The following is a 23,538-nucleotide window of genomic DNA, read 5'->3' as shown; positions in this document are numbered from 1 at the left end:
CCATATGCTTCCTCGGGTCGTGCCGGGGTGGGGTGGGCGGGTGACTCGGCAGACACCACAGGACGTCGAGGGGGGCTTCGTAGGTTCACAGGATTCCCGCCGGACATGAACACGAACTTCCAGGCTTGGTGAGGGCATGCATCGCATTGACATTGACGACCCGGAAGTGGACGGCGACTACGCTCACCGGCTGCTCTACCGCGGAGAGCTGTTCACGGGCGAGGCCGAAGAGTTCGTCGCCGGGCGCCGCGTGAGCCTCACGACGTACAGGGAAGGCATCAAGGACGGCCCCTATCGGCAGTGGTACGCGAGCGGGGTCCTGCAGGCCGAGGGCGTGATGCGCACGGGGCGTTTGGCCGGGGAGGCCCGGCGATGGCATGAGAACGGGGTCCTTGCGCAAAGACTGGTTCAGAGCGAGGACGGCCGGTTTTCCCTCCAGGCGTTCGAATGGGACGAAAACGGTGCTCCTACGCGAACCTGGGATCGGGACAAGGCGTGATTCCAGGGCCTGATTCACGTGTGCGCAGTGATGGGCGCCCGGATTTCCGGACTGTGGGTCCGTGGTTCTGCGCAAGTGCCTGTCCTGGGCCGGGCCTTCTCCACGCTGATCCGTCCCCGAGGCTGAATTTCGGAGAAGGCGGGTAGCGAGCATGCCTTTGCCGGAGGTGGCGCCGTGATCGCCAGTACGCCGGTCGCCCGATGGACGTGGGGCGACTTCATCGAGGATGTGGACCCGCTGGTCCGGTGCCTCGGAGACCTGATGGCGGCTCGGTCCGTGCTGGCCTCGTACCGGCTCGCGCTCGGCGAGCCGACCTTCCGTCTCTCCATCTCCGAGGCTGGCACACCGGCCGGCATGCTGTTCCAGAGCGAACTCACCGCTGCCGGATCCGCTGAGGAACTGGCCGGCGCGATCAGGTCTGCCATGCGCCCCGGTCGCATCGGATTGGTGGATGCCCGGTGCACCGTGGCCGGCTCGCTGTCCACCGGTGCGGAGGAGATCCGGACGGAAGGCATCTTCGACCTGACCGTCTTCGTGGACCCCAGCTTCGCCACAGTGGATCTGGTCACATACTCCGATGCCTGGATGCAGTACGACCTCCGAGGCCGTGCCCAGTCCGCCGTCTACGAGGCGAACGCGCCTCGCTTGGCGTCCGTGCTCGCGGAGCTCACCGATGTGCTGGGATCCGACCTGGACCCCGAGGACCCCACCTACTTCGGCACGCCGACGGAGACGGGCGTCGTTCCCCATGTCGACCCGGACGGAACTCCGTCCGACTCCTGGTCCCGGTACGAAGTTGCCCGGCGGTACGACGTCTTCACCCATGCGCCCGGATTCGGGCACATCGGATACCGACGCTCGGTGCCGGGCGAGGTCCGGTACGTGCCGGTGACCGACGACCGCGGGGTGCTCGGATATCTCTGGGCCTCTGAGACCGAGCCCGCGGCGAGCTTCGAGCCCCTCGATCTCGACGACGACGAGAGGTACCGGACGGCGCTCACGGGGCTGGACCGCCTGCGCTCCGCCTCCGATCGGGGACTGTCACCGTGCCAGGCCCTCACGGAGCTGACGGGACGATCACTGAGCGACACCGAGGGGCCTGTGAGCCTGGCGGAGCTGCGTGCACGGGCGGAAGACGTCTGACCGTTTCCGTCCCCCACACCGCTGTGGCCCATCAAAGCGGTGCGTCTGTCCCCGCGGCCAAGGACGTCGCGGCCGGGAAGGACCGTTCCCGTGTCGTGGTCTTCCTCGCCCGCTGCGGCGGACACGGGTTGTTCGTGGGTACGGACAGGCCGGCAGGGGTGTCGGTATCCCGAGTCCGAGGCGGGTGCGTTCCGCGCGGGCAAAAACTGCTCGGTGTCCGCGGCGAACACGACCGCGGCCGAAGCCGAGACCGCGTTGCGTGCGCTGCGGGGGTGGGCGGCCCGGACGGCCGTCCCCGACGACAAGGCCTCGCTGCACGAGAATTTCGACGGGCTGGAGGAGATGCAGGTGACCCTCCGCCACGCCTGCCGGCTGCCGGCCCCCGCCGACGAGGCCTTCAAGGAGGCCCGCATCGCTCTGGGGGCCCCTGCAGCCGGTCTCCTACGCGCAGTGATCCAGAGGAGCAGGACCCGCTCGCGCGGCCGGCGCTCCCCGGAGCCGGTCGGAGGTCGTGGGTTCGAATGCCACCACGTTGCCCTTGGCCGGAGCGCGGTGACTTCACCGTGCTCCGGCACAGCGGGGTGAGCGGAACCCGCTCCCGCAGCCGTACGCCCTGGCTGGCCCACGCCTGTGTCCGGGCGGCGGGGTCGGCATGCCCTTCGCATCGTGGCGTCCGGCGTGCGCAACTGGTGGCGTGTCTGGTCGTTGAAGGGCTGGGACGCATACCGCTCCGGGGGCTCTATCCGTTTCCCCCGGGTCTGCCCGGAGCGGGCCCAAGCTCTGGCCGCCGGTATGCGCCGCGTCAGGCTGACCTGGCGCGGCAGGGGGTGGCCAGGGCAAAAAGATCGGGAAGCCCCTCGGCGGGCTGTCGATCAAGCTAGGGTCCGGGTAGCCCGTGCCGATGTGGCGTGTGCGGGTGAGGCCCGGTGCCCAGGCGCTCTGGGGGCAAGCAGTACCACCGGGCCGCCCCCACCCCACCTGCCGCCCAAGGCCATCGGCTGCTCAGGTCGGCTTCGGGCAGTCGGCCGTCGGCCCCCGCGCGTACGCATCCCGCTTCTGGGTCGAGTGGGTTTTCCCGGCTGCGCCCCGGCAGGGGGCGGACGGTCGGTACGGTCCCGGGGTGGACGATTACTTCGGCTACATCAAGCGGCAGGTCGCGAGCCGCCTGCACCACCCTGACAGACGGGTGGAGACCACACGCGAGCCCGCGGTGTGGACGTTGGCGCACCGCGGCTACAGCGGGAACGGGCGTCTTGACGGGTGGGTCTACCCCACCAGAACGGAAGCTCTGCGCGAGGGCGCGAAGCTGGCCATGGCCTGCGGGATGGACGAGGACGATCAAGCCCGCAGCGACTTCGGACGCGGCCACTGGCAGAAGGTCCTCGACAGGTACGAGGCCACGCACCCCGAAACCCACCTGCTCCGGGTCCAGACCGCATTCCTCCAGCCCGCCGAGTAGGCCAGCCGCCGATGGGCGCGCCAGGTGACCGGGCCCCGTGCGGTTCGCGGGCCGATGGGGCACAGCGAAGGCGGGAAAGCCGGCGCGGGACAGCGAAACGATCCTGCGACGTCAGAGCCGGTGCGGTGCCACGGATCGGGCCGCAGCCTGTCGGACGCTTCGCGTACGGTGCAGGCATGTTCTCGCCGACACCTCTCCCGACGGCCGGCACCGACGTGCCCGGCACCGGTTTTTGCTCCCCTGCGGGGGCGTGATGGGCCGGGCATCGCGCCGCATGGCTTTGTCCACGAGAACGGGGTTCTGGCACACATTCCGTGAGGACGATCACCGGCGTTCTGCCACGGTGACGTCGCGTCATCTGGGACCGTGGTGCGGTGTGATGACCTCATAGGGGTGCTGTTTCCGCAGTTCAGGTCGGTCTTGGTGGAGCGGGTGTTCACGGAGTGCGGTGTGGTGCACATCGTTGCGAGAACCCTCGATGGCACGGCTTCGTGCCCGGATTGCGAGCTTCCGTCGAGCCATGTGCACAGCTGCTACGAACGCCGGCTGGCCGACACTCCGGTCGGTGACCAGCCGGTGGTGATCGCGCTGACCGTGCGGCGGCTGTACTGCGATAACGCCTTGTGCGGGCGTCGTACGTTCGTTGAGCAGGTCGCGGGTCTGACGTTCAGGTACGGGAGAAGGACTCCTGCCTCGCGCCGTGTCCTGACGGTCGTTGCAGTTGCCCTTGCAGGCCGGGCCGGGGCCCGTCTGGCAGCCGTCCTGCAGACGAGGGCGAGCCGGACAACGCTGCTGCGGGCGATCATGGCCGTGCCTGATCCGCTCTGGGCCGTTCCGAAGGTCCTGGGTGTCGATGACTTCGCCACCCGTCGCGGGCACCACTACGGCACTGTCCTCATCGACTGCGAGACCGGCCGGCCTCTCGACCTGCTGCCGGGCCGGGACGCCTCCACCCTCGCGGGTTGGCTGCGCGAGCATCCTGGCGCCGAGATCATCTGTCGTGACCGGGCCGGCTCCTACGCCGACGGCGCCCGGACCGGTGCACCGAACGCGATCCAAGTGGCCGACCGCTTCCACCTCTGGCAGAACCTCGGCACCGCCGTCGAAGCCACCGTCAGACTCCACAGCACGTGCCTCAAGACGGCTTTCACCAGCGCAGATGGCCCTACGAGCGATGGCGACAGCGCGGATACGACGAAGCCGATGTCGCCGATCGAAGCTCGCATGCGAGAGCGGCACGCGACCATCCATGCCCTGCTGGCCCAGGGGCACGGGATCAGGGAGATCGCCAGGGAACTGCGGTAACACCGTCCGCCGGAACGCCCGCGCGGCAGTCCCCGAACAGCTGCTGACCGGAAGGCGCCAGCCCCGGGCCAGCCAGCTCGACCCCTACAAGTCCCACCTGGACAAACGCTGGGCCGAAGGACACACCAACGCCTTCCAGCTGCTTGCCGAGCTCCAGATCCTTGGCTACCGCGGGAGCTACCAGATCATCAGCGACTATCTGCGACCGAGGCGCCGCCGACGCATCCGCGTTGTCCCACCCGCACCACCAGGAATCCGCCGGATCACCGGCTGGATGATGCGGCACCCCGAGCATCTGGCCGACGGAGAACGCCAACAGTTCGTCGCCCTACTTGCCCAATGCCCTGAGCTGAAGGCCCTCCACGAGCACGTCCGCAGCTTCGCAGAGATCCTTCAAACCCGCTCCGGTCAGCACCTCAAAGACTGGATCATCGCCGTCCGCACCGCAGGCCTGCCCCGTCTGCATGCCTTCGCCACGGGTCTGGAGAAGGACTGGGATGCCGTGCTCCAGGGCCTGAGTACACGCTGGAACTCCGGCCCCGTCGAGGGCCGCGTAAATCACATCAAGATGGTCAAACGCCAGATGTTCGGACGAGCCAAGCTCCCCCTGCTCCGCAAACGCGTCCTTCTCACAGCCGCAGCAAACTGGTAACCCGGAGCCAGGACTGTCAGACCGCTGCGGCATGCTCACCGGCATGAACGAAGACGCCTTCTGGCAGCTCATCGAGGACTGCAGCCCCGCGGAACACGACCCGGACGCCGAACTCCTTGCAGCCACGCTCACCGAGCGACTTGCGCAGTCCCCGTTGTCGCTAGTCATCGGCTTTGCCGAACAACTGGCGTGGACGCTCTACCGGCTGGACCGCAAGGAGTACGGACACAACCTGTCCGATGACGCCTTCCTCTACACCCGTGCCGCGGTCGTCGCCGCCGGCCGCACCGAATTCGACAGCGTCCTCCAGAACCCTTCGGCCTTCACTCCTTACGCCACCGACCTCATCTGGGCCGAGCACCTGCTCTACACAGCGGACCGGGCATACAAACGCATCACCGGGGAGGAGTGGAACCGCGATACCCGCTACTCCTACGAATCCTGCTCCAACACCGAGGGCTGGGCTGATTGAACGGAGTAATTGTCAAGACTTGTGGATCAGCTCGGCAATCACGGCACTTCTCCCCAGGACGCCTCCGCCTTTCCCCATACCGCGGGAGCGGCAGCGCTGAGCTCAGGCTCGTTGATCGCGCGTTGCTCGTCATGCCAGACGGCAGCCAGGAGTGCATCGAAGGGGAACTCGATTCTCGTGCCGTCTTCGAACGAGATCATCACGTGCGTGTCTGGTCCGGCCCGGTGATTGTCCAGCCACTGTACGTGCGCCACGACAGGCGACAACGTGCCGCCAGGGCTAACAAGGCGGTAGCCCTCGTCCACCTCCTGCGACCGTACTGGCAACAACGCGGGCTGACGCTTCGCCGCCCGCTCATCCCGGTAGTACCTTGCCATTCCACCAACTTACCTGCCCGCGTAGTCGGCCTACTCGGTGACCTATCGATCACTCGGGAAGGTACGCCCTTTCACGTCCCGAACCCGAGGCCGATCCACGGATATTGAGCATTGCTCGATTGAACGCCATGGCCTGCGGGTGGTGACGAACTCCAGCGTCGTTGATCGTCCTCACGGAATGTGTGCCAGAACCCAGGAGCGAGAGCGTTTGTCACCCAAGGACAGGAACACCCCGCAGACAAGGCAGACGATGTAGCCGGGTTTCAGCAACGCCCGGTTGCTTGACTCGGCCCTGATGTTGTGCGTTCCCGTGGCTGTGTGCCGCGGCTGGTCATCAAATGCACGACGGGCAAGGGAGGGGGTGGCAGGATGACGCGGTGTCTGACTCTCTCCGTGAACTGTGGCTGCGCGGCATCGCTCTCAATCCGGCGGCGCCCTCCGACGTACTGATACGCCTGCTGGATCGAGCGGCCGGTGAGGCCGGCCAGCTGATGTGCGAGGGCCGTGACCTGCCCGCTGCCGTCATCGACGCAGCCCTGCGGCACCCGGCCATGGCGATCCGCGGCCACCTGGCCCGCAACCAGCACGTCGACCCCGCACAACTCGCCCCCCTGGCAACCGACCCGTCGGGGATCGTCCGCGCGGGACTTGCCGGAGGGTCCCGCTATCCCCGGCCCCGACGGGTCCGACCGCTGCCGGACGACATCCTCGTCACCTTCATGACCGCCCAGGACGGGGGCGAGGACGGCATGCTCACCGAGCACGAGATCACCCAGGAGCTCAGTTCCTCTCGGCAAATCCCTCTGTCCTTCTACCGCGCCATGGCCGGGCACGAGCACCCCGAAATCCGCAAACGCGCCACCTGGAGGTGGCAGTCACTCACCCCTGCGCAGCGGCAGGCCCTGCTCGACGACCCCGACCCCGCCGTACGGGAAGCGGCGCAGGGAAGCAGCTGGGAGCTGGACCCGGAAGCGGTGGAGGCCAAGCTGCCGTCCATCGGCTCGCACAGCAAGTCGTTCGTGCTCGGCACGTGCGCCCTGTCCCCCGCGCTCGTCGAGCAGTGCTTCGCGGACGACACGGTGCACCCCCTGACCTGGAACCGCCACACCCCGGCCGACGCCGTCGCCCGGCTCGCACGCCACCCCGAGGCAAAGGTCCGCGAGATGATCGCCGCCCGGCCCGACGTGGGACCGGACCTGGTCACCGAGCTGAGGGAGGACCCGGACGAGGACGTGCGGATGCGCGCACGCCTCCACCCCTTTCCCCGCACCTGGGCCGAGTACTGGGCGATCAACCGGATCATCGGGCACGGGCCGGACTGCACCTGCCCGATCACCGAGCTGGCCGACGAGCCTTCGCCCGACTGGTTCGCCGCCTGCGCGGCGTCCGGAGAACCGGTACTCCGCCGGGTTGCTGCGAGCTGGCCCGGCCTGCCCGCGGAACTCGTCGAGACACTCGCGCGGGACGACGACGAGGAGGTACGGATCCAGTTGGCCTGCCGCCACCCCCTGGCCCCGCAACACCTCCTCCTGGACGTCTTCGTCACCCGCCCTGTCCACCGACCGCACCTGCTGACCCTGCCCGGATTCCCCCGCACCGGCCTGACCCACCTCAGCGGCCACCCGGATCCCGAGGTGCGCGCTTTGGCCGCAGCCGACCCCGGCCTGTCTGAAGCCCCGTTGGAAGACCCTGATGAGTCGGTGTGCCGGGCAGCTGCCGCCAACCCGAGCCTGGCATCAGAAACCCTGGAGACCCTCCTCGCCGACCCCCGCACCGCGGAGGGCGCTGCCGCCAACCCATCGTTGCCCGTCCCCCGCATGCATGCGCTCCTCGACCACTGCCTGAACAGCGCCGCCACCCCAGCAACGACAGCCGGGCACCGGAGACAGACATCCACGTAGCGGTCACAGTTGTGTCAGCCTGATGAGTGCCGGTATCGCGTCCGAGGGCCCCGCACGGGGATCGATGGGCTGGGGTTCATGGCGCGTTCGGTGCGTGAGGTGTTCGACGAGTCCGAGGCGGCGGGCCGGCTGCGGGTGCCGGTCGCGGCGTGGCGGTGGGCGACCGGCTCGGGCCTGGTCCCGGCCGCGGACGTCGGGCCCGGCCGGTGGTCGCGTGAGCTGGTGGAAGCCGCCGACCCCGAGGCGGTCCGCGCCGCGCTGCGGGGCCAGGTGGGGGCGGGGTGGGCCGCGGACCGGCTGACGGAGGCGCTCGGCACCCCGTTGCGACGGTGCCGGCCGCGGGTGACCGCGGCGGCGGTTGGTCACCTGGTCCGGGCCGGGCTCCTCGTCTACCTCGGCGGTGAAGTCGCCTTCTCCGACGTCCACCCCGACCAGGTCAACACACTCGCCCGCCGCCGGGATCTGCCCGCCCTCCTCGACCGGCACGTCCCCCTCGGCCCGGACCAGGCGGCCCGCCGGCTCGGCGTCCGCAGGGGCGACTTCGACGCCGCGGTGCGGCTCGGGTTCCTCTCCCCGGTCGGCACGGTGGAGGTCGACTACAAGTCCCACGGCGGGTGGACCACGGTGCCGCTCTACTCCGCCCAGGACGTCGCCCTGCTCCCCGTCGTCCGGCCGCTGGTGGACTGGCAGGCGGTGGCCACCGTCCGGCCCGGGCGCCGTTCTCCGCTCGCCGCTCTCACCCTGGTCGTCCCGGGCGAGGACCGGGTGCTGTTGGCGGAGGTGGGGCGGATCGCGGGGGTGGGCCGGGCTGCGGCCGCGAACTGGCGCCGCCGGCACGACGACTTCCCGGCGCCGGTGGGCGGTACGGAGACGAGCCCGGAGTTCGACCGGGCCGCGGTCGTCGCCTGGCTCCTGGTCCACGGCAAGATCGCCGTACCCACGGAGACCCCGTCCGCCGCCCTGGCCGTTGCCGACGGCAAGGGCGGGACGCGCCGGTTCCGGCTCGAGGACCCACCTGCTCCTGGCCAACGACGCCGAAGACGAGGACCGCCTGTCCGGCTGGACCACCGACGAAGACGCCGACACCCTCGCCACCCTGGCCGCAGGCACGTTCGGCCTGACCGTCAAGTACCTGGCCGCGCCCAAGACGCCGCCCCTGGCCGTCCTCGCCGAGGCACGCGTGGTCGACCGGTTCCGGTCGGGTACGGGAGGCTTGCGCCTGACGATCGCGTGGCCGGCCTGCGCGGCACCCCCGCGTCAGGGCCGGTGGGCGGGCTGCTCCGCCACGGCCCCGCGTACGCGGGGCCGGGCGCGGCCTGCGTGTGCAGGCGGCACGACTGCGGTGGGGCGGTCCCCGTCTCCTGGTGCGCCGAGCACGGCGACGCCGTCGGCCCGGCCCTGTAGTGGCACCCCGCGGGCGGGATCCGTTGCATGGACCTGCGCCTGCGCCTGGGCCGTCTGGCTGGTGGCAGCTCTGTCCGCGGATCTACTGGATGAGGGGGAGGGAGGCGGCGTCCCGGAGTTGGGTGAGGCGTTCGGCAGGTTCGTCGGGTCCGTAGACGTCGATGATGCGGGCGACGGCGCTGATGGCGTAGGTGGCGATCCACTGGGCGTCATCGAGATGGTGGCGGGGGGCTGCTCCGTCGTCGACCAGGGCCATGACCGTGTCCGCGACGGGTCCGTGCATGCTGACGTGTTGGAGCCAGGCGCGTCCGGCGGGTCCGAGGACGGCAGGGCGGTGGAGGGAGATATCGGGGTGGGCGAGGACGGCGTCGTGGAGCAGCCCGGCCAGCTGCTGGCGGGCGCGCCGTCGTGGTCGGGCAGGCGGCGGTGTCGGCGGTGGCGGAGGCGATGGCCTCCGGGTCGTGGGTGAGGTGGGCCAGCATCAGGTTCAGGGCGGCCGTCTCACCGGTGATCTGCTGCGTACTGATCATGCCCGGTATAACGACGGGGCCCGCTGTCCGGGGCTGCCCTGCTCGGTGCCACACAAGTGGGTGGGACCACCGAGCAGGCTCCGGTTAGGGTCGTGGCAGCCCGTGCCGATATGGCGTGCGCGGGTCAGGCCCGGTGCCCATCCGTTGGGGGCAGTACCGCCGGGCCGACCTATCCGTATCGGCGGCGGGGCGCGTCGCCAGCGCAGCGCGCTGTCAGCGGGTCCCCGCCTCGCTGCCGGCCGCCCGGTTAAGCGGATGCGGTGAAGTGCGCTGCTGTTCCCGCACCGGCGGCGCTGTTCGCGAGGACGGGAAAAGGATCAGCACCCGACCTTCCCCCAACTGTTTAGCAGGCGCGTAATCCGGGGGCGCCCCGGGCGGGCGGGGTGCGAGCATGCCGCATGAGCAGCTTCCTTCCCACCCTCACCGAACGCCGGTCGCCCTGGGTCACCTTCACTTCCTCCGCCGACCCCTGGGTGGCCGCGGCCGAGGCCGAGCTGCGGGCTCGGGGTGGGATCGTTCTGCGCCTGGACGGCGAGGAGCTGCACGAGGAGGGCTGTCTGTACCGGGCGTTCGCCCGTGAACTGGGGTTCCCCGGATACTTCGGGCACAACTGGGACGCCATGGTGGACTGCCTCGGCGACTGGCACGGGCCCGGGCACGGCAAGCAGGATGTTGCGGTGGTGATCGACGGCGCGGACCGGCTGCTGGGGGCGGAGTTTCTCGGTGATCTCGTGTGGACCCTGTGCGCGGGCGCCTGGCGGGCCAACCTCATGGTCGACCCCGACGGTGAGCCCCACTCCTACGGCTCACCCTTCGCCCTCCACTTCGTCTTCCTGCTCGACCGCGTGCCACCCGCTGACTTCGCCGAGGCCGCCGCCGACGACGAGGACGTGGCCGCAGCCGTGGTGGACGGGAGGCTGGTACTCACCCTGACCGCTGAGGACACATGGGGCGGTGACCCCGTCTGGCCGCCGGCCGGATACGGCTCCCGGACGTCCTGAGCGGATGCGGCCAGCTTCGAGTCTCGCGCTGGCTCGAACCCACGCGACTTATCACGAGGCCGGCCAAGCCGAGTGCTCGGGACAACCGAGCTGCTCAGCCACACGGGGTATGACTGCTCCGGGTGGACGTAACCGCCTAGAACGACACGTCGATGTAGTCGATGTCGGTGAATTCGACTTCGAGTTGGTCGGCGCGGGTTCCGCCGTCCGTGAAGTAGATGTCTTGCAGGCCTTCGGCGACGATCGCGCGCAGCTCCGTATCCTGGGCGCCGTGCTGCTGGGCGTCGAAGAGGCGCTGCGCGTAGGCGGGCGGGAGGTGGACGGTGAGGCGGCGCATCCGGCCGTCGTCAGTGGTGCCGATGGGTGCGGTGTATCCGAAGCGGGCGCGGGTCTCGACGGTGATGCCGGTGCGGGTGGCGGCTTCCTTGCGCCGGCGGTCGCGGACCCTTGGCTGCCAGCGGGCGCGCACGGCGGTGTCGATCCGGTCGGTGATCGCCTTCGGCGGGGTCTTGCGTTCGCCGGTGCGGTAGCGCTCCACCGACCGCTGGCTGACCCCCAGCTCTGCGGCGACGGCCTTGGTGGTCTTCAGCTTGCCCATCAGGAAGTTGATGCGGCCCTTCAGCGTCTTGGGCGGCTCCCGCGTGAAGACTTCCCGGTCCGCGCGCTCCAGAGCGTCGTCGATGTCTCCCACGGTCTCTATTCTCCTTCGTCCGTGACGGCGTCGCCGCCCTTGAGCGGCCACGACGTCGTCGGAGAAGGTCTCTCCCCGCGATCAACGATGCGATTCGGAGCTCGTGGCGACTGATCGCAAGGGGGGTTATCGAGCGGATGACGGGCTTCCTGACCGTTTGGATCGGCAGGGCGGTCAGGGCCTGGCGGAGCTTGCGGACGGCGGGCCGGAGTGAGGCTGCGGCCCCATCGAGGGCTTGAACGGCACCCTTACCAGCGACCCCAGAGGCTCCAGTTTCGGTTCCGACAAGCCCCCGCCCTTGGCCGGAACCTCACGATTTCTTCCGCTGGCCCGGGTCGGTGCGGGCGGTGGGGTGAGTCATCCGTGGACGCGAGTTGCCTGCAGGGGTTTGAGGAGGGTGCGGTAGATCGGCGCGTCGTCCCAGGGTTGGGTGTGACCGACGAGGGTGTAGCCGAGGCGTTCGTACCAGGCGGCTGCTCGGGCTTCGGGGCGCACGGTGAGCGTGGCGCGGTCAGCCGTGATCCCGTGGAGCAGGTACTGGTGGAGCTCGCGGCCGACGCCGCGTCCGCGTCGGTCGCAGAGGACGGCGAGTTCTTTCACCACGAAGGTGCGTCGGCCGTCCTCGCGGGTGAATTCCGCTTCTGGTGTGGTGTCCAGGAGGCCGTCCCACCATCCGGTGCCGGAGGAGAGGGGCAGCCCGTACGCGAACCCGGCGAGATCTCCATCGGTTGTGCGGGCGAGTACGAGGCGGAAGCCCGGGGCCTTGTGTTCGTGCTGGTAGGTCTCGAGGAACATCGCGAGGTCGCGTGGTCCCTCGAGGTAGGGGGGTTCCGCGAACACGGCTTCGTAGACGGGGGCGATGTCGTCCAGCGCCCGCGCGGTGTCGGTGGGGTTTGTGATCACGGTGTAGTCCACGGGTCTCCTCAGCGTACGGGGCGGATGAGGTCGAGCTCGCGGCGGGCGACGGCCAGTCCGTCCCGTGCTCGACCGGATGACACCTCGGTCAGCAGCGCCTCGCCCTGCTCGATGTGGTGTGCCGCCTCGTCGGCTTCGCCGGAGCGTGCGAGGGCGCCGGCGAGGCGGCCACGGTGCAGGGCCTCGTTGCGGGCGTAGGTCACCTCTTGGCGCTCCAAGGACCGGCGTAGCCACGTCACGGCGGCTTTGTGGTGTCCTGCGGCGGTGAACAGTTCGGCCTGGGCGGCGGCCAGTTCCGAGGGGCCGTGGAAGAGGGTCCAGTCCGGGGCGGGACGGCTGCCGCGGTCCTGTTCGTAGAGGCGGGCGGCGCTGGCGAGGGTGGTGCGCGCGGAGGCGGAGTCGCCGAGCATGGCCAACGCCCGCGCCTCGCGGGTGGCGAGGATGGACATGAGGGATGGCGGTGCCCACGGTGCCGCGAGGGAGGCGGCCCGGCGGGCGTGGTCGAGCCCGTCCCGGGGGCGTTCTTCACGCAGCTCAAGGAGTGAGAGGGAGGCGAGGACCAGTACGGCGAGGCTGTCGTCGCGCAGCTCGGTGGCGTAGTCCCTGGCCTGGGTCCAGTATCGGCGGGCGCGGGCGTGGTCTCCCGCGTCGAAGGCCAGCCACCCCACGTGCTCGGCAGTCTCCCCGCCGATGAGCCGCAGCTGACGGCCGATCGTTTCCGGGTAGCTGCCGGTGTCGATGAGCCTCTGGATGCGCGAAAGGTGAGCGGCGGCGAGCGGGCCGACGGTCGCCCCGCCGAACCGGTCGTCCAGGCCGTAGAGAGAGGCAAGGCCGGACCTCAGGTCGGCGATTGTCTCGGTGCCGACCCGGGGTCCGTCCTCGAACGCGGCAGCCGTCGCGGTCGCCCCCATCCCGGCGGCGCCGAGGGCGGCGCCGCCCACAGCGGCGAGGAGGGTTCGGCGCTCCATGGGGTCTTTCCTTTCACGCAGTTCGGGGATGGGGGCGAGGACCGGCACGGGGGCGGTGACCGGGTTGCGTCGGTGCGCCGGTACTCGGAATCCGCACTGTTCCAACGGGACGCCGAGCATCGCCTCTAAGACCGTGTCCTATGTGGTGAGGCGGACGAGTCGCTTGTAGCAGCAGAGGGCTGCAGCGAGGCCGAGGAAGGCCAGGTAGTTGCGGGGGTGGCGCTCGTAACGGTGGTTGAGCCGGCGGTAGCCGGTCAGCCAGGACATGGTCCGCTCGATCACCCACCGGCGCCGCCCCAGCCGTTCGGAGGACTCGATTCCCTTGCGTGCGATACGGACGCCGATCCGCTTACCGCGGAGCCATTTCCGCAGTTCAGGAATGTCGTAGGCCTTGTCCGCGTGCAGGCGCTGAGGCTTGAAGTGGCGGCCGCGGTGGGGGTCGTGTCTCGTTTGGTGACCGAGCACCATGGGCTTCAGTGCCTGGCTGTCATGTGTGTTGGCGGCCGAGACGCCGACGACGAGGGGCAGTCCGTTCGCGTCCGACAGGACGTGCATCTTGGAACCCGGCTTGCCCCGGTCCACGGGGCTCGGACCTGTGAGTTCGCCCCTTTTTTAGCCCTCACGTGTGCGGAGTCGAGGACCGCTCGGGAGAGATCGAGGAGGCCCCCGTCGTCGAGCCGGTGCAGGATCTCCTCGTGCAGCCGGCCCCATACTCCGGCCCTCGACCAGATCAGGAACCGGCGGTGGGCCGTCGACTTCGATATCCCGAAGCAGGGTGGCAGAGCCCGCCAGGCGCACCCGCTGACCAGCACGTAGATGATCGCGGCGAACAGCGTCTCATCAGGCGTGTCCTGCGTCCCACCGCCCTGCGGCCGCACTCTCGACGGTGGGATCAACGGCTCCGCGATCTCCCACAACCCGTCCGGAACAATCCAACTCCACGTACCCCGCCCCATGAACGACCCAACGACCGCCTCACCACATAGGACACGGTCTAAGACCCGCTGGCGGCCGGGTTGCGGGCACGGCGGGGACGGTGCCCGCCACCGTCTGACCTGTCGGTCCGTGACGTCGTCGCGTTCCCCGATCCGAGCGGCGACCGCCGCGTACACGCGGATGAACTCGGCGGGTGAGCGCCACCCGAATCCGTCGACGAGGTCGGCGAACGGTGTTGCTGGCTCCGGTCCTTCGAGCATCAGGCTCCCTCGTGCAAGGCGATGCGGCGTCTCCCTCGCACGGTAGAGCCCCGATGCCCGGACTTTCAGTCAGACCCCAGGACGAAAGTCCGGGGGAAAGTCCGGCCGCACCCACGACCGGCCTCGCCGTGACCGGTTGACTACCCACAGCACATCCCCCCGAGGGGTGCGATTCAGGTCCTGTGCTGGACCCGCAGCCCCTGCCACGCGACGGAGGAGCGCCATGGCACCAGACGAGAACACCCCCGCGGCCCCCGCCTCAAGATCCCGCCCGGGAGCGCTGGACGGCACCCCCTTCCTCGGCGCAGTCGCTCGAGCCGAGCACGGCGGTCTTATGGCGTTCACCGCGCGGTGGGAGGACATGGAAGAGATCACCCACGACCGAGCAGGCGGGGAGCAGTGACCATCATGGCCCCGTCCCGCACCCGCCGAGCGCCCTATGCCGTCGGCGACCTGGTCACCGGCACCTCCTACGTGGCGCCCGAGGACCGGCTCCGCGAGAAGCCGGAGGAGATCACCGGCCGCGTCGTTCAAGTGGGCTCCGGGTGGGACGGTATCGACGCCGCCAAGGCGTACGTGTGGGTACGCCTCGAATCCGGACGGGAACGGCAAGCGCTCATACGGGACATCCGGAGAGTTGACCCCTGACCGTGCCTGCGCGGATCCACCCGACGCGCACGGCAAGAAGGCTCCGCGCCCGCACGGACCACCAGCACCATCTCGTCCAGCCAGCTCTGCGTACAGGGGCATCCTCAGGAGGTTTCGTTGACCGACCAACCGCACCCCCTCGCAGTAGAACTCCTCGACGTCCACCGGCTGCACCTGGTGGAGACGGTTCCGCCCCGCCTGACGCAGGAGCAGATCGCGGCCATGGACCGCGGGTGGAACGAGATGACCGCGAACAATCCGTCGATGTTCGACGGGCCTGTCGCGGTGTGCGCAGGACTCGACTGGAAAGAGCCCGGAACACTGGTACTGACCTGGTACCCGGCCACCTACCGCCTCTACGTCCTGCGGCTGGACCCGGTCCACGCAGTTTCGGCGCCGTCGGTGTTCGTGTCCGTCGCCCAGCCCACGGACGACGGCCGGCTGCTGGTGGGACGCATGGCAACGTCCACCGCCGCACCGGGGCGCTGGCAGCTGCCCGGCGGCACGATCGAACCGCCCGCCGACGGAACCGGCCTGGACCAGGACGCCCTGCGCCTCCACGCCTCTCGAGAGCTCCTGGAGGAGATCGGCCGCGACGTCCCGCCGGAGGACTTGAACCTGTGGGCAGTCACCCGCGGCAACAAGGGCAACATCGGCATCCACTTCCGCGCCCCCGCCTGCCCCGCCGAGACACTCAGCCGCCAGTACGCGGAGCTCGTCTCCGCCGACCGGGCCCAGGGCCGTGTTCCTGAGCTGGACCGGATCGCGTTCGTTCGCACTGCCGCGGACGTCGGACACCTCGGCGGGCGGAGCGTGGACTTCCTGCCCGTACTCGCAGCGCGGCACGCCCGGACGGACACCCCTCCACAGGCCGACAGCGGGGAGTAGCAGATGGCCAGGCCCTTACGTGGCTCTCACCGCCCTGCCCTCGCGAGCACTGCCTGCGGTGAGAAGGCCCAGCTCCTTGCAGCGGTGGCCGGGGAACTGGCTCAAGCGGTGCGCTGCCGCGTTCCCGTGCCGTCCCTGGCGGGGCGCTTTCCGGGCCTGACTCTCGAAGACGCCTACCGCATTCAACAGATCAATGTGGAGCGGCGGGTCGCGGACGGTGCCCGGGTCACCGGTCACAAGATCGGGCTGACCTCACGCGCCATGCAGGATCAGATGGGCATTCACGAGCCCGATTCCGGGTTCATCCTGGGCGACATGGTCCGAGCGAGCGGCTCCCTCCTGCGGACCGGGGACTTCATGAACCCCAGGATCGAGACCGAGATCGCCTTCCGGATCGGGCGCCACCTCGCAGGCCCTGCAGACCTGAGCGATGTCAGGGCGGCAGTGGCCGAGGTGTTCCTCGCGTTCGAGGTCCTCGACATCTCCTACACCGACTGGAACATCACGCTGATCGACTCCATCGCCGACAACGCCGCCTGCGCCCGAGTCGTGCTGGGCAGCCCCGTCCCCTTCGACCCGGCCGCGGACCTCGGCGCCGAGCAGATCACAGCATGCGTCAACGGGCACCCGGTGGCGACGGGGGAGGGGCGCGACATCCTCGGCGACCCCCTGAAGGCGCTCGTCTGGCTCACCCACCGCCTGCCCACCCTCGGCACGACCCTGCACCCCGGAGACATCGTCCTGGCCGGGTCGGTCCACGCGAGCATCCCCCTCACCGTCGGCATGGACATCCAGGCCACATCCACCCACCTCCCCGCAGTGCACGTGCGCGTCCTGTGATCCGCCACCACCAGCGAACGGAGTACACCGTGCTGAACACGGCCGTCCTCGGTACCGGTCTCCTCGCCCTCGACCTCGTCGAGCGCATACAGAACTCCCCGCACCTGCACTGCGGACTCGTCATAGGCCGCACCGCGCAGAGCAACGGCATGGCCCAGGCCGCCGCCATGGGCTGCGCCACCGCAGCCGGGGGCATCGCCGCCCTGGACGATGCGGGCGAGGACTTCGACATCGTCTTCGACGTCACCAACGCCTTCGCCCACCCCGCCCACTGGGCCCAGCTCGCGGGCACCGTCGCGACCCTCATCGACCTGACGCCCACCAGCGGCGGCACCCTGATCGTCCCCGCCGTGAACGGAGGCCAGGCCGCAGCCCACCGGCACATCGGGCTGATCACCTGCGGCGGACAGGCCTCGATCCCCATCCTGCACGCCGTCGCCCAGCACTACCGACCCCGGCACGTGGAGATGGTGGCCACAGCCGCCAGCCGCAGTGTGGGCCGGGCCAGCCGCCTCAACCTCGACGAATACATCGACGCGACCCAGTCAGCGATCCAGCACTTCACGCACGCGACCACCACCAAGACCATGCTGAACATCAGCCCCGCATCGCCTCCGCCGCCCTTCCGCACCGCGATGACCATCGTCGCCACCGGCCTCGAGCAGGACCCCGTCCGCGACCTCGTGGAGTCCGTCGCGGCGACCATGCAGTCCTTCGTCCCCGGCTACCGCCTCATCTCCTGCACCGTCACCGACGACACGCTGCGCGCGGTCGTGGAAATCACCGCCACCCGCGGCGGCATGCCGACCCACGCGGGCAACCTCGAAGTCATCAGCGCGGCCGCGATCCACGCGGCGGAGCAGCACGCGCTCGCCCGCACCTCCGCCGTGAAGGAGATCGCCCGATGACCCCCAGCCAGGCGCCGCTGATCATCCACGACCCGACGCTGCGCGACGGCCAGCACGCCGTGCGCCACCAGCTCGACCGCGAGCAGATCCGCTCCTACGCCAACGCGGCCGACGCTGCCCGCGTCCCGGTGGTCGAGATCGGCCACGGCAACGGACTGGGCGCCTCCTCCTACCAGGTGGGGCACGGCCGGCTCAGCGACGACGAGATGCTCTCCACCGCCCGCGAAGCCCTGGCCCACAGCAGGATGGCAGTCCTGATGGCCCCGGCCTGGGGCACCTCCACCGACCTCGCAGCCGCCGTACGCCGCGGCGCGGACATCGCGCGCATGGCGGTCCATTGCACCGAGGCCAGCGCCACCGAGCGCCACCTCGGAGTGATCCGCGAACTCGGGGCCGAAGCCCAGGGCGTGCTGATGATGAGCCACATGGCTACCCCCAGCCAACTGGCCGAGGAGTGCGCCCTGATGGTCGGCTATGGGGCGCAGGCCGTCGGAATCATGGACAGCGCCGGTCACTACCTGCCCGGCGACGTCACCGCCAGGATCACGGCCATCACCACCGCGGTGGACGTGCCGGTGATCTTCCACGGGCACAACAACCTCGGCATGGCCGTTGCGAACTCCGTGGCGGCCGTCGAGGCCGGTGCCCGCGTGATCGACGCCTGTGCCCGCGGATTCGGCGCGGGCGCAGGCAACACACAACTGGAAGTCCTCGTCCCCGTCCTCGAACGCCTCGGCCACCCCACCGGGATCGACGTGCGGCTACTGGCCGAGGCCGCCGACCTCGCCGAACGCACCCTGATGCCCGCCCCGCCCACGATCGACTCCACCAGCCTCGCCAGCGGCCTCGCCGGAGTCTTCTCCGGATTCAAGAAGCCGGTCCTCGAGGCCGCCGCCAGCGAAGGTGTCCATCCCTGGGACCTGTTCCACGAACTCGGACGGCGCCAGATCATCGCCGGCCAAGAAGACGTCATCCCCGAAGCCGCCCGCCACCTCAAGGCCGAGGAGGCCTGCCGATGACCACGCCAGCGCCTGCCGGAGTGTGGATCATCACCCCCGGCCACACTCCCACCCGATTCCCCAGCGCGCGAGCCAGCGGCGCGGACGTCGCCCTGGTCGACCTCGAGGACTCCGTACCTCCCGCGGCCAAGCCCGATGCCCGCCTCACCGCCCGCGCCTTCTTCACCAACCCCCTCCCGGCCGACACCGCCCTGGGCGTACGTATCAGCACCCCCACCACCCGCGACGGCATCCTCGACCTCGCGGCCCTCGCCGAATACCCGGACAGGCCGCAGATCGTGCTGATCCCCAAGGTGGAGTCGCCACGCGACATCGACATCGTCGCCGGAGCCCTGGACACCCCCGACCACGCTCCCCACCTGTACGCGCTGATCGAGACACCGCGCGCCCTGGAGAACCTGCCCGCGATCGTGCGAGCCGCGCGCATCGCCGGCGTCCTGTTCGGGACGGCCGACTACGCCACAGCCACCGGCTGCAGCAAGGCCTGGGAGCCGATGCTCCACGCCCGCTCCGCGCTCGTCGCCAGCGCTGCCGCGGCGGGCATCCCCGCCATCGACTCACCATTTTTCGACCTCGACGACCTCGAGGGCCTCCGAGATGAGGCCGAACGCGTCAAGGCTCTCGGCTTCGCAGGCAAGAGCTGCGTGCACCCCCACCATCTCGACGTCCTGACCAAAGTGTTCACATCCACAGGCGAGGAGATCGCCGCCGCCCGCGCCATCGTGGCAGCGGCCGAGAACGCGGGCGGCCGCATCGTCCGCGTCGGCCACCAGATGATCGGACCTCCCATGGTCCAGGCAGCCCGATCCCTGCTTGCTCGCGCCGCCGCACGCACCACCCAAGAGGTGACCGCATGATCAGCGGCATGCCCCAGGGGTACCGGCAGGTCGGCGAAGACCGCTACCGGGAGATCGTCGGCCTCGGCTACCACGAGCTCCGGGAGGGCCTGGTTATCGAGCATCGGCCCGGACGCACCGTCACCGAGACCGACAACGTCCTGATGACCATGCTCGGCGGCAATGACGCACCGATCCACACCGACGCCCAGTACAGCAGCCTCACCGAATGGCAGCGCCCCCTGGTGTGCAGCAGCATCACCCTCCACCTCGTGGGCGGCATGACCGTACGCAGCACCAGCGGCCTCACCACCGCGAACCTCGGCTTCCAGGATGTCCGCTTCACCCACCCGGTCTTCGCAGGGGACACCCTCTACGCGCAGACACAGATCACCGGCCGCCGCCTGTCCAACAGCCGACCGGGCACCGGAATCGTCACCTGCCGCACGACCGGCCACAACCAGGACGGAAAGACCGTCATCACCTTCACACGCAGATTCTTCGTACCAGTGGACGCAGAAGCCAGCCGTGCCCACACCAACTACTAAAACAGGGGAGACACCGCATGCCCGAGCCGCTCCGGATCATGGAAGCCGACGACGAGCTGTGGCAGGACTACAACGCCCTCGCGACCCGCAGCTACGGCCACCCCGTAGGAGACATCACCCGACTGCGCCCACACGCAGACATCCGCGTCGCTGTCCGGAACGGCCGCGTCGTCGCCGGCGGCCTGGGCCTCCTCACCGAGCAGTTCTTCGGCGGAGCCCCTGTCCCCTCCGCGATCATCAGCGCCGGATGCGTCGCCCCCGAAGAACGCGGCGACCACCTCGCTGGCCGCCTCCTAACCGAACGACTCCGCCCCCTTCGAGAACAAGGCGCGGTGATCTCCACCGTCTGGACGACCTCCAACGCCCACATGCGCCGACTCGGCTGGCAAGCACCCGTCCCCGTGCACGCCTGGTCCATCGCCACCGAAGACCTCAAACGCAGCTTCACGAGCCCCGGGCTCCACATCGAGCACGGCCGGGCCGGGGCAGGTGAGGAACTACAACGCCGCCTGGCCAGGCAGTGGAACGGCCCCGTGCAGCGTCCGGGCTGGTGGTCCGCCTGGATGGACGACAAGCAACAGCTCACCACCTACCGCTTCCGATCCGGGCAAACGACAACGGGCGTACTGTCCCTGGCCATGAAGCGGCATCAGCGGCACGGAACGGACCTGACCGTCCACGACTTCTGGGCCGCAGACGTGGAGACCCTCCACGAGATGATGGCCCTTCTCGGCAGCCACCACACGCGCGCCGCTGCCATTCACTTCCGGCGCTCCGCCCTCCCGCCCTACCCCGCACTCCTGCACGACCTGTACCGCTACCGCCTGACGGCGGAGGCATGGCACCCGTGGATGCTCCGCATCCTCGACATCCCCGAAGCCATCCGGCGGCGCGGCTGGCCCAACGACCTCGCCATCGCCGTGCCCGTGGACATCGAAAGCGAAAACCGCGGCAACTGGCAGTCCTACCACCTGGAATTGAAGAACGGCACGGCGCAGATCACCAAGACCCGTACCCATGGCGACGTCCAGCTCACCCGGGGGCAGCTCGCCGTCTGGTACGCCGGCGGCTACCGAACAGCCGCCGCAGCCCGCCTCACAGGAGTCACCGCCAAGTCCGACGAAACCCTGACCCAGCTGATCCGCGCCACCACAGATCACGAACCCTGGCTCCCCGAGCACCTGTGACAGCAGGAAGCGACGAAGGCACCAAGTTCTCGACGCTCGCCAGCGTCGACCTCGACGCGGTCGTCATGGACGGCGGAGTATGCCCGGCGGCCAACCACCTCACCATCGTCGACTGCGCTGACGACCAGACCCACCTCATCCGCGCCGGCCTCGTCCACCCCCGCGCCGTCGCCTCCGTCCTGGGCCGGGCCCTGCCGACGTCGTGACCGAACCACCCGACGGGCGCCTTCCGGGCAGGAAGGCGCCCGTCGCCGTCAGGACGTGAGTGCCGACACCTCCTCGGCCACCAGCGGATAGGAATCCCGGACGCCAGCTTGGTTGCCGAGTCGGTGCCGCTCCAGGCGCAGCGCGCCGAGGTGGCGCACCTCGTACAGGTGCCGCCGCCACGCGCCGGCCTCGGTCTCCTCCGGGTGGCCGTAGGAGTCGAAGAACGCCAGGCGGGCGTCCTGCTTGGCCCGGGCCATCCGCATCGTCCAGTCCGCCTCCGGATCCCCCCACCAGGTGCGGTCCATGTCCAGGACACCGCAGATCGTGGGCACCGGGGCGGCCGCGAGCATCGTGTTCACTGTCCAGAGGTCTCCGGTCAGCAGCCGCGGCACCGCGACCTCGTCCAAGACCTGCGCGCCGGTCTGGGCGGCGTCGGCGGCCTTGCGGAGGTCGGCCGCGTCCAGGCCGCAGCTCTCGACGTCCTGGGCGATCAGGTGCAGGGAGGTGACGACGGCCTCGCTCCAACGCGCGTGCCCGGGACCGGTGACCGGGCCGAACCACGGGCCGGCGACGGCGTGCACGGCCGCCGTGATCTCGCCCATCTGCCGGAAGAACGCGCCGTGCGTCTCCTTCGGGTAGGACCCGAGGAGTTCCGGCGCCGGGGTGCCGGGCAGGAAGGACTGGATCATCCAGTCCCGTCCGATGACGGCCTGGGTGAAGTCGGCCGCCAGGACCCGCGGCATGAGGTCGGCGATCGGCGCGAGCCACGGCACCGACGCGTACTCCGCGCGCATGAGCTCCTGCTCGGAGTGGAACTGCCTGTCCGGTTCGGGTGCCACCCGCAGGACGACCGGCTCCTCACGGCCGGCCAGGTCGATGCGGTAGGTGGTGTTGTACATGCCGCCGCCCAGCTCCGTCGCGGAACGGACCTCGGTGCCGGGCCCGAAGGCGCGCCGGGCGACGGCCAGGATCTGGCGTTCGGTCAGGCCCTGCTGAAAGGCGTTGGCGGACCGCTCGATGACGTGGAGTTCCACGGGACTTCCTTCCGGGCTGTGAGGACTTCGGGGAACTGGGCTGGAGTCTGCTGGTCAGGTCCTGCGGTTGCGGGGCCGGCCGTTGCGTTCCAGCACGACACCGAGCTGCGAGGGCTGCATCGCGGCGGCGATGCCGATGGCCCGGCGGTTGGCGTTCGGGCTGGTGGCGTCAGCCGCGGCGATGTGGCGCTCGCGGGACAGCGTCAGGTGGGCGATGAGCCGACTGAGCAGGCTAGTAGAGGCGATGAGCTCGTCGAAGTCCTCGGCCTTGGGGTCGATGACGGCACGGCTGTTCGTGAGGCCGTCGTACAGGGCGAGGGCGACGTCCTCGGGAAGGTCGACGGTCTGAGACCCGCCGGAGACGCCGGGCAGGTCGAAGGTGATCCGCATGGTCAGGAATCCTCCACAAAAGTTGGGTGTACGAAAAGCTACACCCGTAGGAATTCATACACAAGGGGGTCGGGGAGTCGGCCATTCCACGACCAACGCCGGTGTTCGATCCCGGTGAACAGCGAACGCGCGGTCCGCCTCCAGGACCATGGCCGCGAACCCGGTGACGGAACGCGGGCAGAGCCACTGCTCCCGCGAGTGGTTCTCCCACCACTCCGTACTGTCGTCGGCCAGCATCAGCAGCACGTCCGGGAGCGTGTCGACGAGGTCCTCCCACTGCTCGTCGAACGGGTGCCCCTCATGACCGCAGCCCTGCCCCACGCGTTCCCGGCGCACGGCCCGCGCCGCATCGGCCACCACGAGCGGCACGTCCCCGCCGGCCAGTTCGGTGTACGGCAGCATCAGGACAAGCCCGAACACCCGCTGATACGCGAGCTCCCCGCCGGGATCGTCCGCCAGTGCCCGTGCGCACTCCAGGACGACCTGGTCCTAAACGTCGTCGGGACCGTAGCGGTCCTGT

At 69.7% G+C, this 23,538-nt stretch carries 26 protein-coding genes and 1 pseudogene; 18 read left to right on the top strand and 9 right to left on the bottom strand.

The features are described from left to right. Nucleotides 1–136: 136 nt before the first annotated feature. From AB0F82_RS30205 to AB0F82_RS30180, 5 genes and pseudogenes are all read left to right on the top strand, one after another. Nucleotides 137–499: a toxin-antitoxin system YwqK family antitoxin gene (locus tag AB0F82_RS30205; RefSeq protein WP_257858003.1), complete on the top strand. Its 363-nt coding sequence runs from the start codon at nt 137–139 to the stop codon at nt 497–499. A gap of 174 nt (nt 500–673) precedes the next feature. Next, on the top strand, nt 674–1,642 hold the full coding sequence (locus AB0F82_RS30200) for a hypothetical protein (protein WP_362633011.1): 969 nt from the start codon (nt 674–676) through the stop codon (nt 1,640–1,642). Nucleotides 1,643–2,762: 1,120 nt separating this feature from the next. Then, nucleotides 2,763–3,101 (top strand): hypothetical protein, encoded by a 339-nt coding sequence (locus AB0F82_RS30195; protein ID WP_362633008.1) that lies wholly within the window; start codon nt 2,763–2,765, stop codon nt 3,099–3,101. 369 nt (nt 3,102–3,470) lie between these two features. Further along, nucleotides 3,471–5,058: pseudogene (locus AB0F82_RS38760) on the top strand (ISL3 family transposase). A gap of 43 nt (nt 5,059–5,101) precedes the next feature. Then, nucleotides 5,102–5,530 carry a DUF4240 domain-containing protein gene (locus tag AB0F82_RS30180; RefSeq protein WP_362633003.1) on the top strand — a complete coding sequence of 143 codons (429 nt, stop codon included), beginning with the start codon at nt 5,102–5,104 and terminating at the stop codon, nt 5,528–5,530. 38 nt (nt 5,531–5,568) lie between these two features. Here the strand turns inward: AB0F82_RS30180 and AB0F82_RS30175 are convergent, their stop codons facing one another. Further along, nucleotides 5,569–5,907 (bottom strand): hypothetical protein, encoded by a 339-nt coding sequence (locus tag AB0F82_RS30175; protein ID WP_362633001.1) that lies wholly within the window; start codon nt 5,905–5,907, stop codon nt 5,569–5,571. Nucleotides 5,908–6,284: 377 nt separating this feature from the next. On the opposite strand from AB0F82_RS30175, the gene AB0F82_RS30170 reads away from it, so the two are divergent. Together AB0F82_RS30170 and AB0F82_RS30165 are read left to right on the top strand one after the other, a co-directional pair. Beyond that, a complete protein-coding gene (locus AB0F82_RS30170; protein WP_362632999.1) occupies nt 6,285–7,808 on the top strand; it encodes a hypothetical protein in 1,524 nt (507 codons plus the stop codon). Between the two features lie 78 nt (nt 7,809–7,886). Then, nucleotides 7,887–9,212 carry a hypothetical protein gene (locus AB0F82_RS30165; protein ID WP_362633038.1) on the top strand — a complete coding sequence of 442 codons (1,326 nt, stop codon included), beginning with the start codon at nt 7,887–7,889 and terminating at the stop codon, nt 9,210–9,212. An 82-nt stretch (nt 9,213–9,294) separates the two neighbouring features. On the opposite strand, the gene AB0F82_RS30160 is transcribed toward AB0F82_RS30165, so the two are convergent. Then, a complete protein-coding gene (locus AB0F82_RS30160; RefSeq protein ID WP_362632996.1) occupies nt 9,295–9,495 on the bottom strand; it encodes a hypothetical protein in 201 nt (66 codons plus the stop codon). A 645-nt stretch (nt 9,496–10,140) separates the two neighbouring features. On the opposite strand from AB0F82_RS30160, the gene AB0F82_RS30155 reads away from it, so the two are divergent. Beyond that, nucleotides 10,141–10,743, top strand: coding sequence for a barstar family protein (locus AB0F82_RS30155; RefSeq protein ID WP_362632994.1), 603 nt, complete (start codon nt 10,141–10,143; stop codon nt 10,741–10,743). A gap of 136 nt (nt 10,744–10,879) precedes the next feature. Here the strand turns inward: AB0F82_RS30155 and tpg are convergent, their stop codons facing one another. The 4 genes from tpg to AB0F82_RS30135 all read right to left on the bottom strand — a co-directional run bounded on the left by tpg (nt 10,880) and on the right by AB0F82_RS30135 (nt 14,273). Next, nucleotides 10,880–11,434, bottom strand: a complete 555-nt coding sequence (gene tpg, locus AB0F82_RS30150) for a telomere-protecting terminal protein Tpg (protein ID WP_362632992.1) — start codon at nt 11,432–11,434, stop codon at nt 10,880–10,882. Nucleotides 11,435–11,791: 357 nt separating this feature from the next. Next, nucleotides 11,792–12,349 (bottom strand): GNAT family N-acetyltransferase, encoded by a 558-nt coding sequence (locus AB0F82_RS30145; RefSeq protein ID WP_362632990.1) that lies wholly within the window; start codon nt 12,347–12,349, stop codon nt 11,792–11,794. Nucleotides 12,350–12,357: 8 nt separating this feature from the next. Then, the gene (locus AB0F82_RS30140) at nt 12,358–13,317 is read right to left on the bottom strand and encodes a hypothetical protein (protein WP_362632988.1); all 960 of its coding nucleotides are present in this window, start codon (nt 13,315–13,317) and stop codon (nt 12,358–12,360) included. A 138-nt stretch (nt 13,318–13,455) separates the two neighbouring features. Continuing rightward, nucleotides 13,456–14,273 (bottom strand): IS5 family transposase gene (locus AB0F82_RS30135; RefSeq protein WP_362632986.1). Its coding sequence is split into 2 segments (ribosomal slippage): nt 13,456–13,925 and nt 13,925–14,273, totalling 819 coding nucleotides; the frame shifts between segments, so codons are not numbered across the junction. 463 nt (nt 14,274–14,736) lie between these two features. Between AB0F82_RS30135 and AB0F82_RS30130 the strand changes: the two genes are divergently transcribed. From AB0F82_RS30130 to AB0F82_RS30085, 10 genes are all read left to right on the top strand, one after another. Next, the gene (locus tag AB0F82_RS30130) at nt 14,737–14,916 is read left to right on the top strand and encodes a hypothetical protein (RefSeq protein ID WP_362632983.1); all 180 of its coding nucleotides are present in this window, start codon (nt 14,737–14,739) and stop codon (nt 14,914–14,916) included. Further along, nucleotides 14,913–15,161, top strand: a complete 249-nt coding sequence (locus tag AB0F82_RS30125) for a hypothetical protein (RefSeq protein ID WP_362632980.1) — start codon at nt 14,913–14,915, stop codon at nt 15,159–15,161. The genes AB0F82_RS30130 and AB0F82_RS30125 overlap by 4 nt, the downstream gene beginning before the upstream one ends. A 117-nt stretch (nt 15,162–15,278) precedes the next feature. Beyond that, on the top strand, nt 15,279–16,049 hold the full coding sequence (locus AB0F82_RS30120) for an NUDIX hydrolase (protein WP_362632978.1): 771 nt from the start codon (nt 15,279–15,281) through the stop codon (nt 16,047–16,049). A gap of 273 nt (nt 16,050–16,322) precedes the next feature. Further along, nucleotides 16,323–16,889, top strand: coding sequence for a 2-keto-4-pentenoate hydratase (locus tag AB0F82_RS30115; protein ID WP_362632976.1), 567 nt, complete (start codon nt 16,323–16,325; stop codon nt 16,887–16,889). Nucleotides 16,890–16,918: 29 nt separating this feature from the next. Next, nucleotides 16,919–17,797 (top strand): acetylating acetaldehyde dehydrogenase, encoded by an 879-nt coding sequence (locus AB0F82_RS30110; protein ID WP_362632973.1) that lies wholly within the window; start codon nt 16,919–16,921, stop codon nt 17,795–17,797. Continuing rightward, a complete protein-coding gene (dmpG, locus tag AB0F82_RS30105) occupies nt 17,794–18,816 on the top strand; it encodes a 4-hydroxy-2-oxovalerate aldolase (RefSeq protein ID WP_362632970.1) in 1,023 nt (340 codons plus the stop codon). Before AB0F82_RS30110 ends, dmpG begins: the two co-directional genes overlap by 4 nt. Further along, a complete protein-coding gene (locus AB0F82_RS30100; protein WP_362632967.1) occupies nt 18,813–19,673 on the top strand; it encodes an HpcH/HpaI aldolase/citrate lyase family protein in 861 nt (286 codons plus the stop codon). The genes dmpG and AB0F82_RS30100 overlap by 4 nt, the downstream gene beginning before the upstream one ends. Continuing rightward, on the top strand, nt 19,670–20,200 hold the full coding sequence (locus AB0F82_RS30095; protein WP_362632965.1) for a MaoC/PaaZ C-terminal domain-containing protein: 531 nt from the start codon (nt 19,670–19,672) through the stop codon (nt 20,198–20,200). Before AB0F82_RS30100 ends, AB0F82_RS30095 begins: the two co-directional genes overlap by 4 nt. 17 nt (nt 20,201–20,217) lie before the next feature. Further along, entirely contained in the window at nt 20,218–21,387 is a 1,170-nt protein-coding gene (locus AB0F82_RS30090; protein WP_362632963.1) for a GNAT family N-acetyltransferase, read from the top strand. Continuing rightward, nucleotides 21,384–21,593 carry a hypothetical protein gene (locus AB0F82_RS30085; protein ID WP_362632961.1) on the top strand — a complete coding sequence of 70 codons (210 nt, stop codon included), beginning with the start codon at nt 21,384–21,386 and terminating at the stop codon, nt 21,591–21,593. The genes AB0F82_RS30090 and AB0F82_RS30085 overlap by 4 nt, the downstream gene beginning before the upstream one ends. A gap of 48 nt (nt 21,594–21,641) precedes the next feature. Here AB0F82_RS30085 and AB0F82_RS30080 read toward each other — a convergent pair whose 3' ends face one another. Genes AB0F82_RS30080 through AB0F82_RS30070 form a run of 3 tightly spaced genes read right to left on the bottom strand, consistent with a single transcriptional unit; the run spans nt 21,642 to nt 23,438 of the window. Next, the gene (locus tag AB0F82_RS30080) at nt 21,642–22,628 is read right to left on the bottom strand and encodes a phosphotransferase family protein (RefSeq protein WP_362632959.1); all 987 of its coding nucleotides are present in this window, start codon (nt 22,626–22,628) and stop codon (nt 21,642–21,644) included. 54 nt (nt 22,629–22,682) lie between these two features. Continuing rightward, a complete protein-coding gene (locus tag AB0F82_RS30075) occupies nt 22,683–23,018 on the bottom strand; it encodes a hypothetical protein (RefSeq protein ID WP_030965104.1) in 336 nt (111 codons plus the stop codon). A gap of 54 nt (nt 23,019–23,072) precedes the next feature. Further along, nucleotides 23,073–23,438, bottom strand: a complete 366-nt coding sequence (locus AB0F82_RS30070) for a hypothetical protein (protein ID WP_362632957.1) — start codon at nt 23,436–23,438, stop codon at nt 23,073–23,075. Between the last annotated feature and the right edge of the window lie 100 nt (nt 23,439–23,538).

This window comes from Streptomyces virginiae, from assembly GCF_040638905.1.
Taxonomy (GTDB): Bacteria; Actinomycetota; Actinomycetes; order Streptomycetales; family Streptomycetaceae; genus Streptomyces; species Streptomyces virginiae_B.
The sequence above is the reverse complement of the archived record's forward strand: the minus strand, read 5'-3'. Positions and strand labels throughout refer to the sequence as shown.

Excerpts from the sequence above, each read along its gene's own strand:
- dmpG (WP_362632970.1), top strand. The coding sequence starts at position 17,794 with ATGACCCCCAGCCAGGCGCCGCTGATCATCCACGACCCGACGCTGCGC.
- AB0F82_RS30090 (WP_362632963.1), top strand. The coding sequence starts at position 20,218 with ATGCCCGAGCCGCTCCGGATCATGGAAGCCGACGACGAGCTGTGGCAG.
- AB0F82_RS30155 (WP_362632994.1), top strand. The coding sequence starts at position 10,141 with ATGAGCAGCTTCCTTCCCACCCTCACCGAACGCCGGTCGCCCTGGGTC.
- AB0F82_RS30205 (WP_257858003.1), top strand. The coding sequence starts at position 137 with ATGCATCGCATTGACATTGACGACCCGGAAGTGGACGGCGACTACGCT.
- AB0F82_RS30175 (WP_362633001.1), bottom strand. The coding sequence starts at position 5,907 with ATGGCAAGGTACTACCGGGATGAGCGGGCGGCGAAGCGTCAGCCCGCG.
- AB0F82_RS30160 (WP_362632996.1), bottom strand. The coding sequence starts at position 9,495 with ATGCACGGACCCGTCGCGGACACGGTCATGGCCCTGGTCGACGACGGA.
- AB0F82_RS30140 (WP_362632988.1), bottom strand. The coding sequence starts at position 13,317 with ATGGAGCGCCGAACCCTCCTCGCCGCTGTGGGCGGCGCCGCCCTCGGC.
- AB0F82_RS30130 (WP_362632983.1), top strand. The coding sequence starts at position 14,737 with ATGGCACCAGACGAGAACACCCCCGCGGCCCCCGCCTCAAGATCCCGC.
- AB0F82_RS30095 (WP_362632965.1), top strand. The coding sequence starts at position 19,670 with ATGATCAGCGGCATGCCCCAGGGGTACCGGCAGGTCGGCGAAGACCGC.
- AB0F82_RS30115 (WP_362632976.1), top strand. The coding sequence starts at position 16,323 with ATGGGCATTCACGAGCCCGATTCCGGGTTCATCCTGGGCGACATGGTC.
- AB0F82_RS30100 (WP_362632967.1), top strand. The coding sequence starts at position 18,813 with ATGACCACGCCAGCGCCTGCCGGAGTGTGGATCATCACCCCCGGCCAC.
- AB0F82_RS30165 (WP_362633038.1), top strand. The coding sequence starts at position 7,887 with ATGGCGCGTTCGGTGCGTGAGGTGTTCGACGAGTCCGAGGCGGCGGGC.
- AB0F82_RS30075 (WP_030965104.1), bottom strand. The coding sequence starts at position 23,018 with ATGCGGATCACCTTCGACCTGCCCGGCGTCTCCGGCGGGTCTCAGACC.
- AB0F82_RS30180 (WP_362633003.1), top strand. The coding sequence starts at position 5,102 with ATGAACGAAGACGCCTTCTGGCAGCTCATCGAGGACTGCAGCCCCGCG.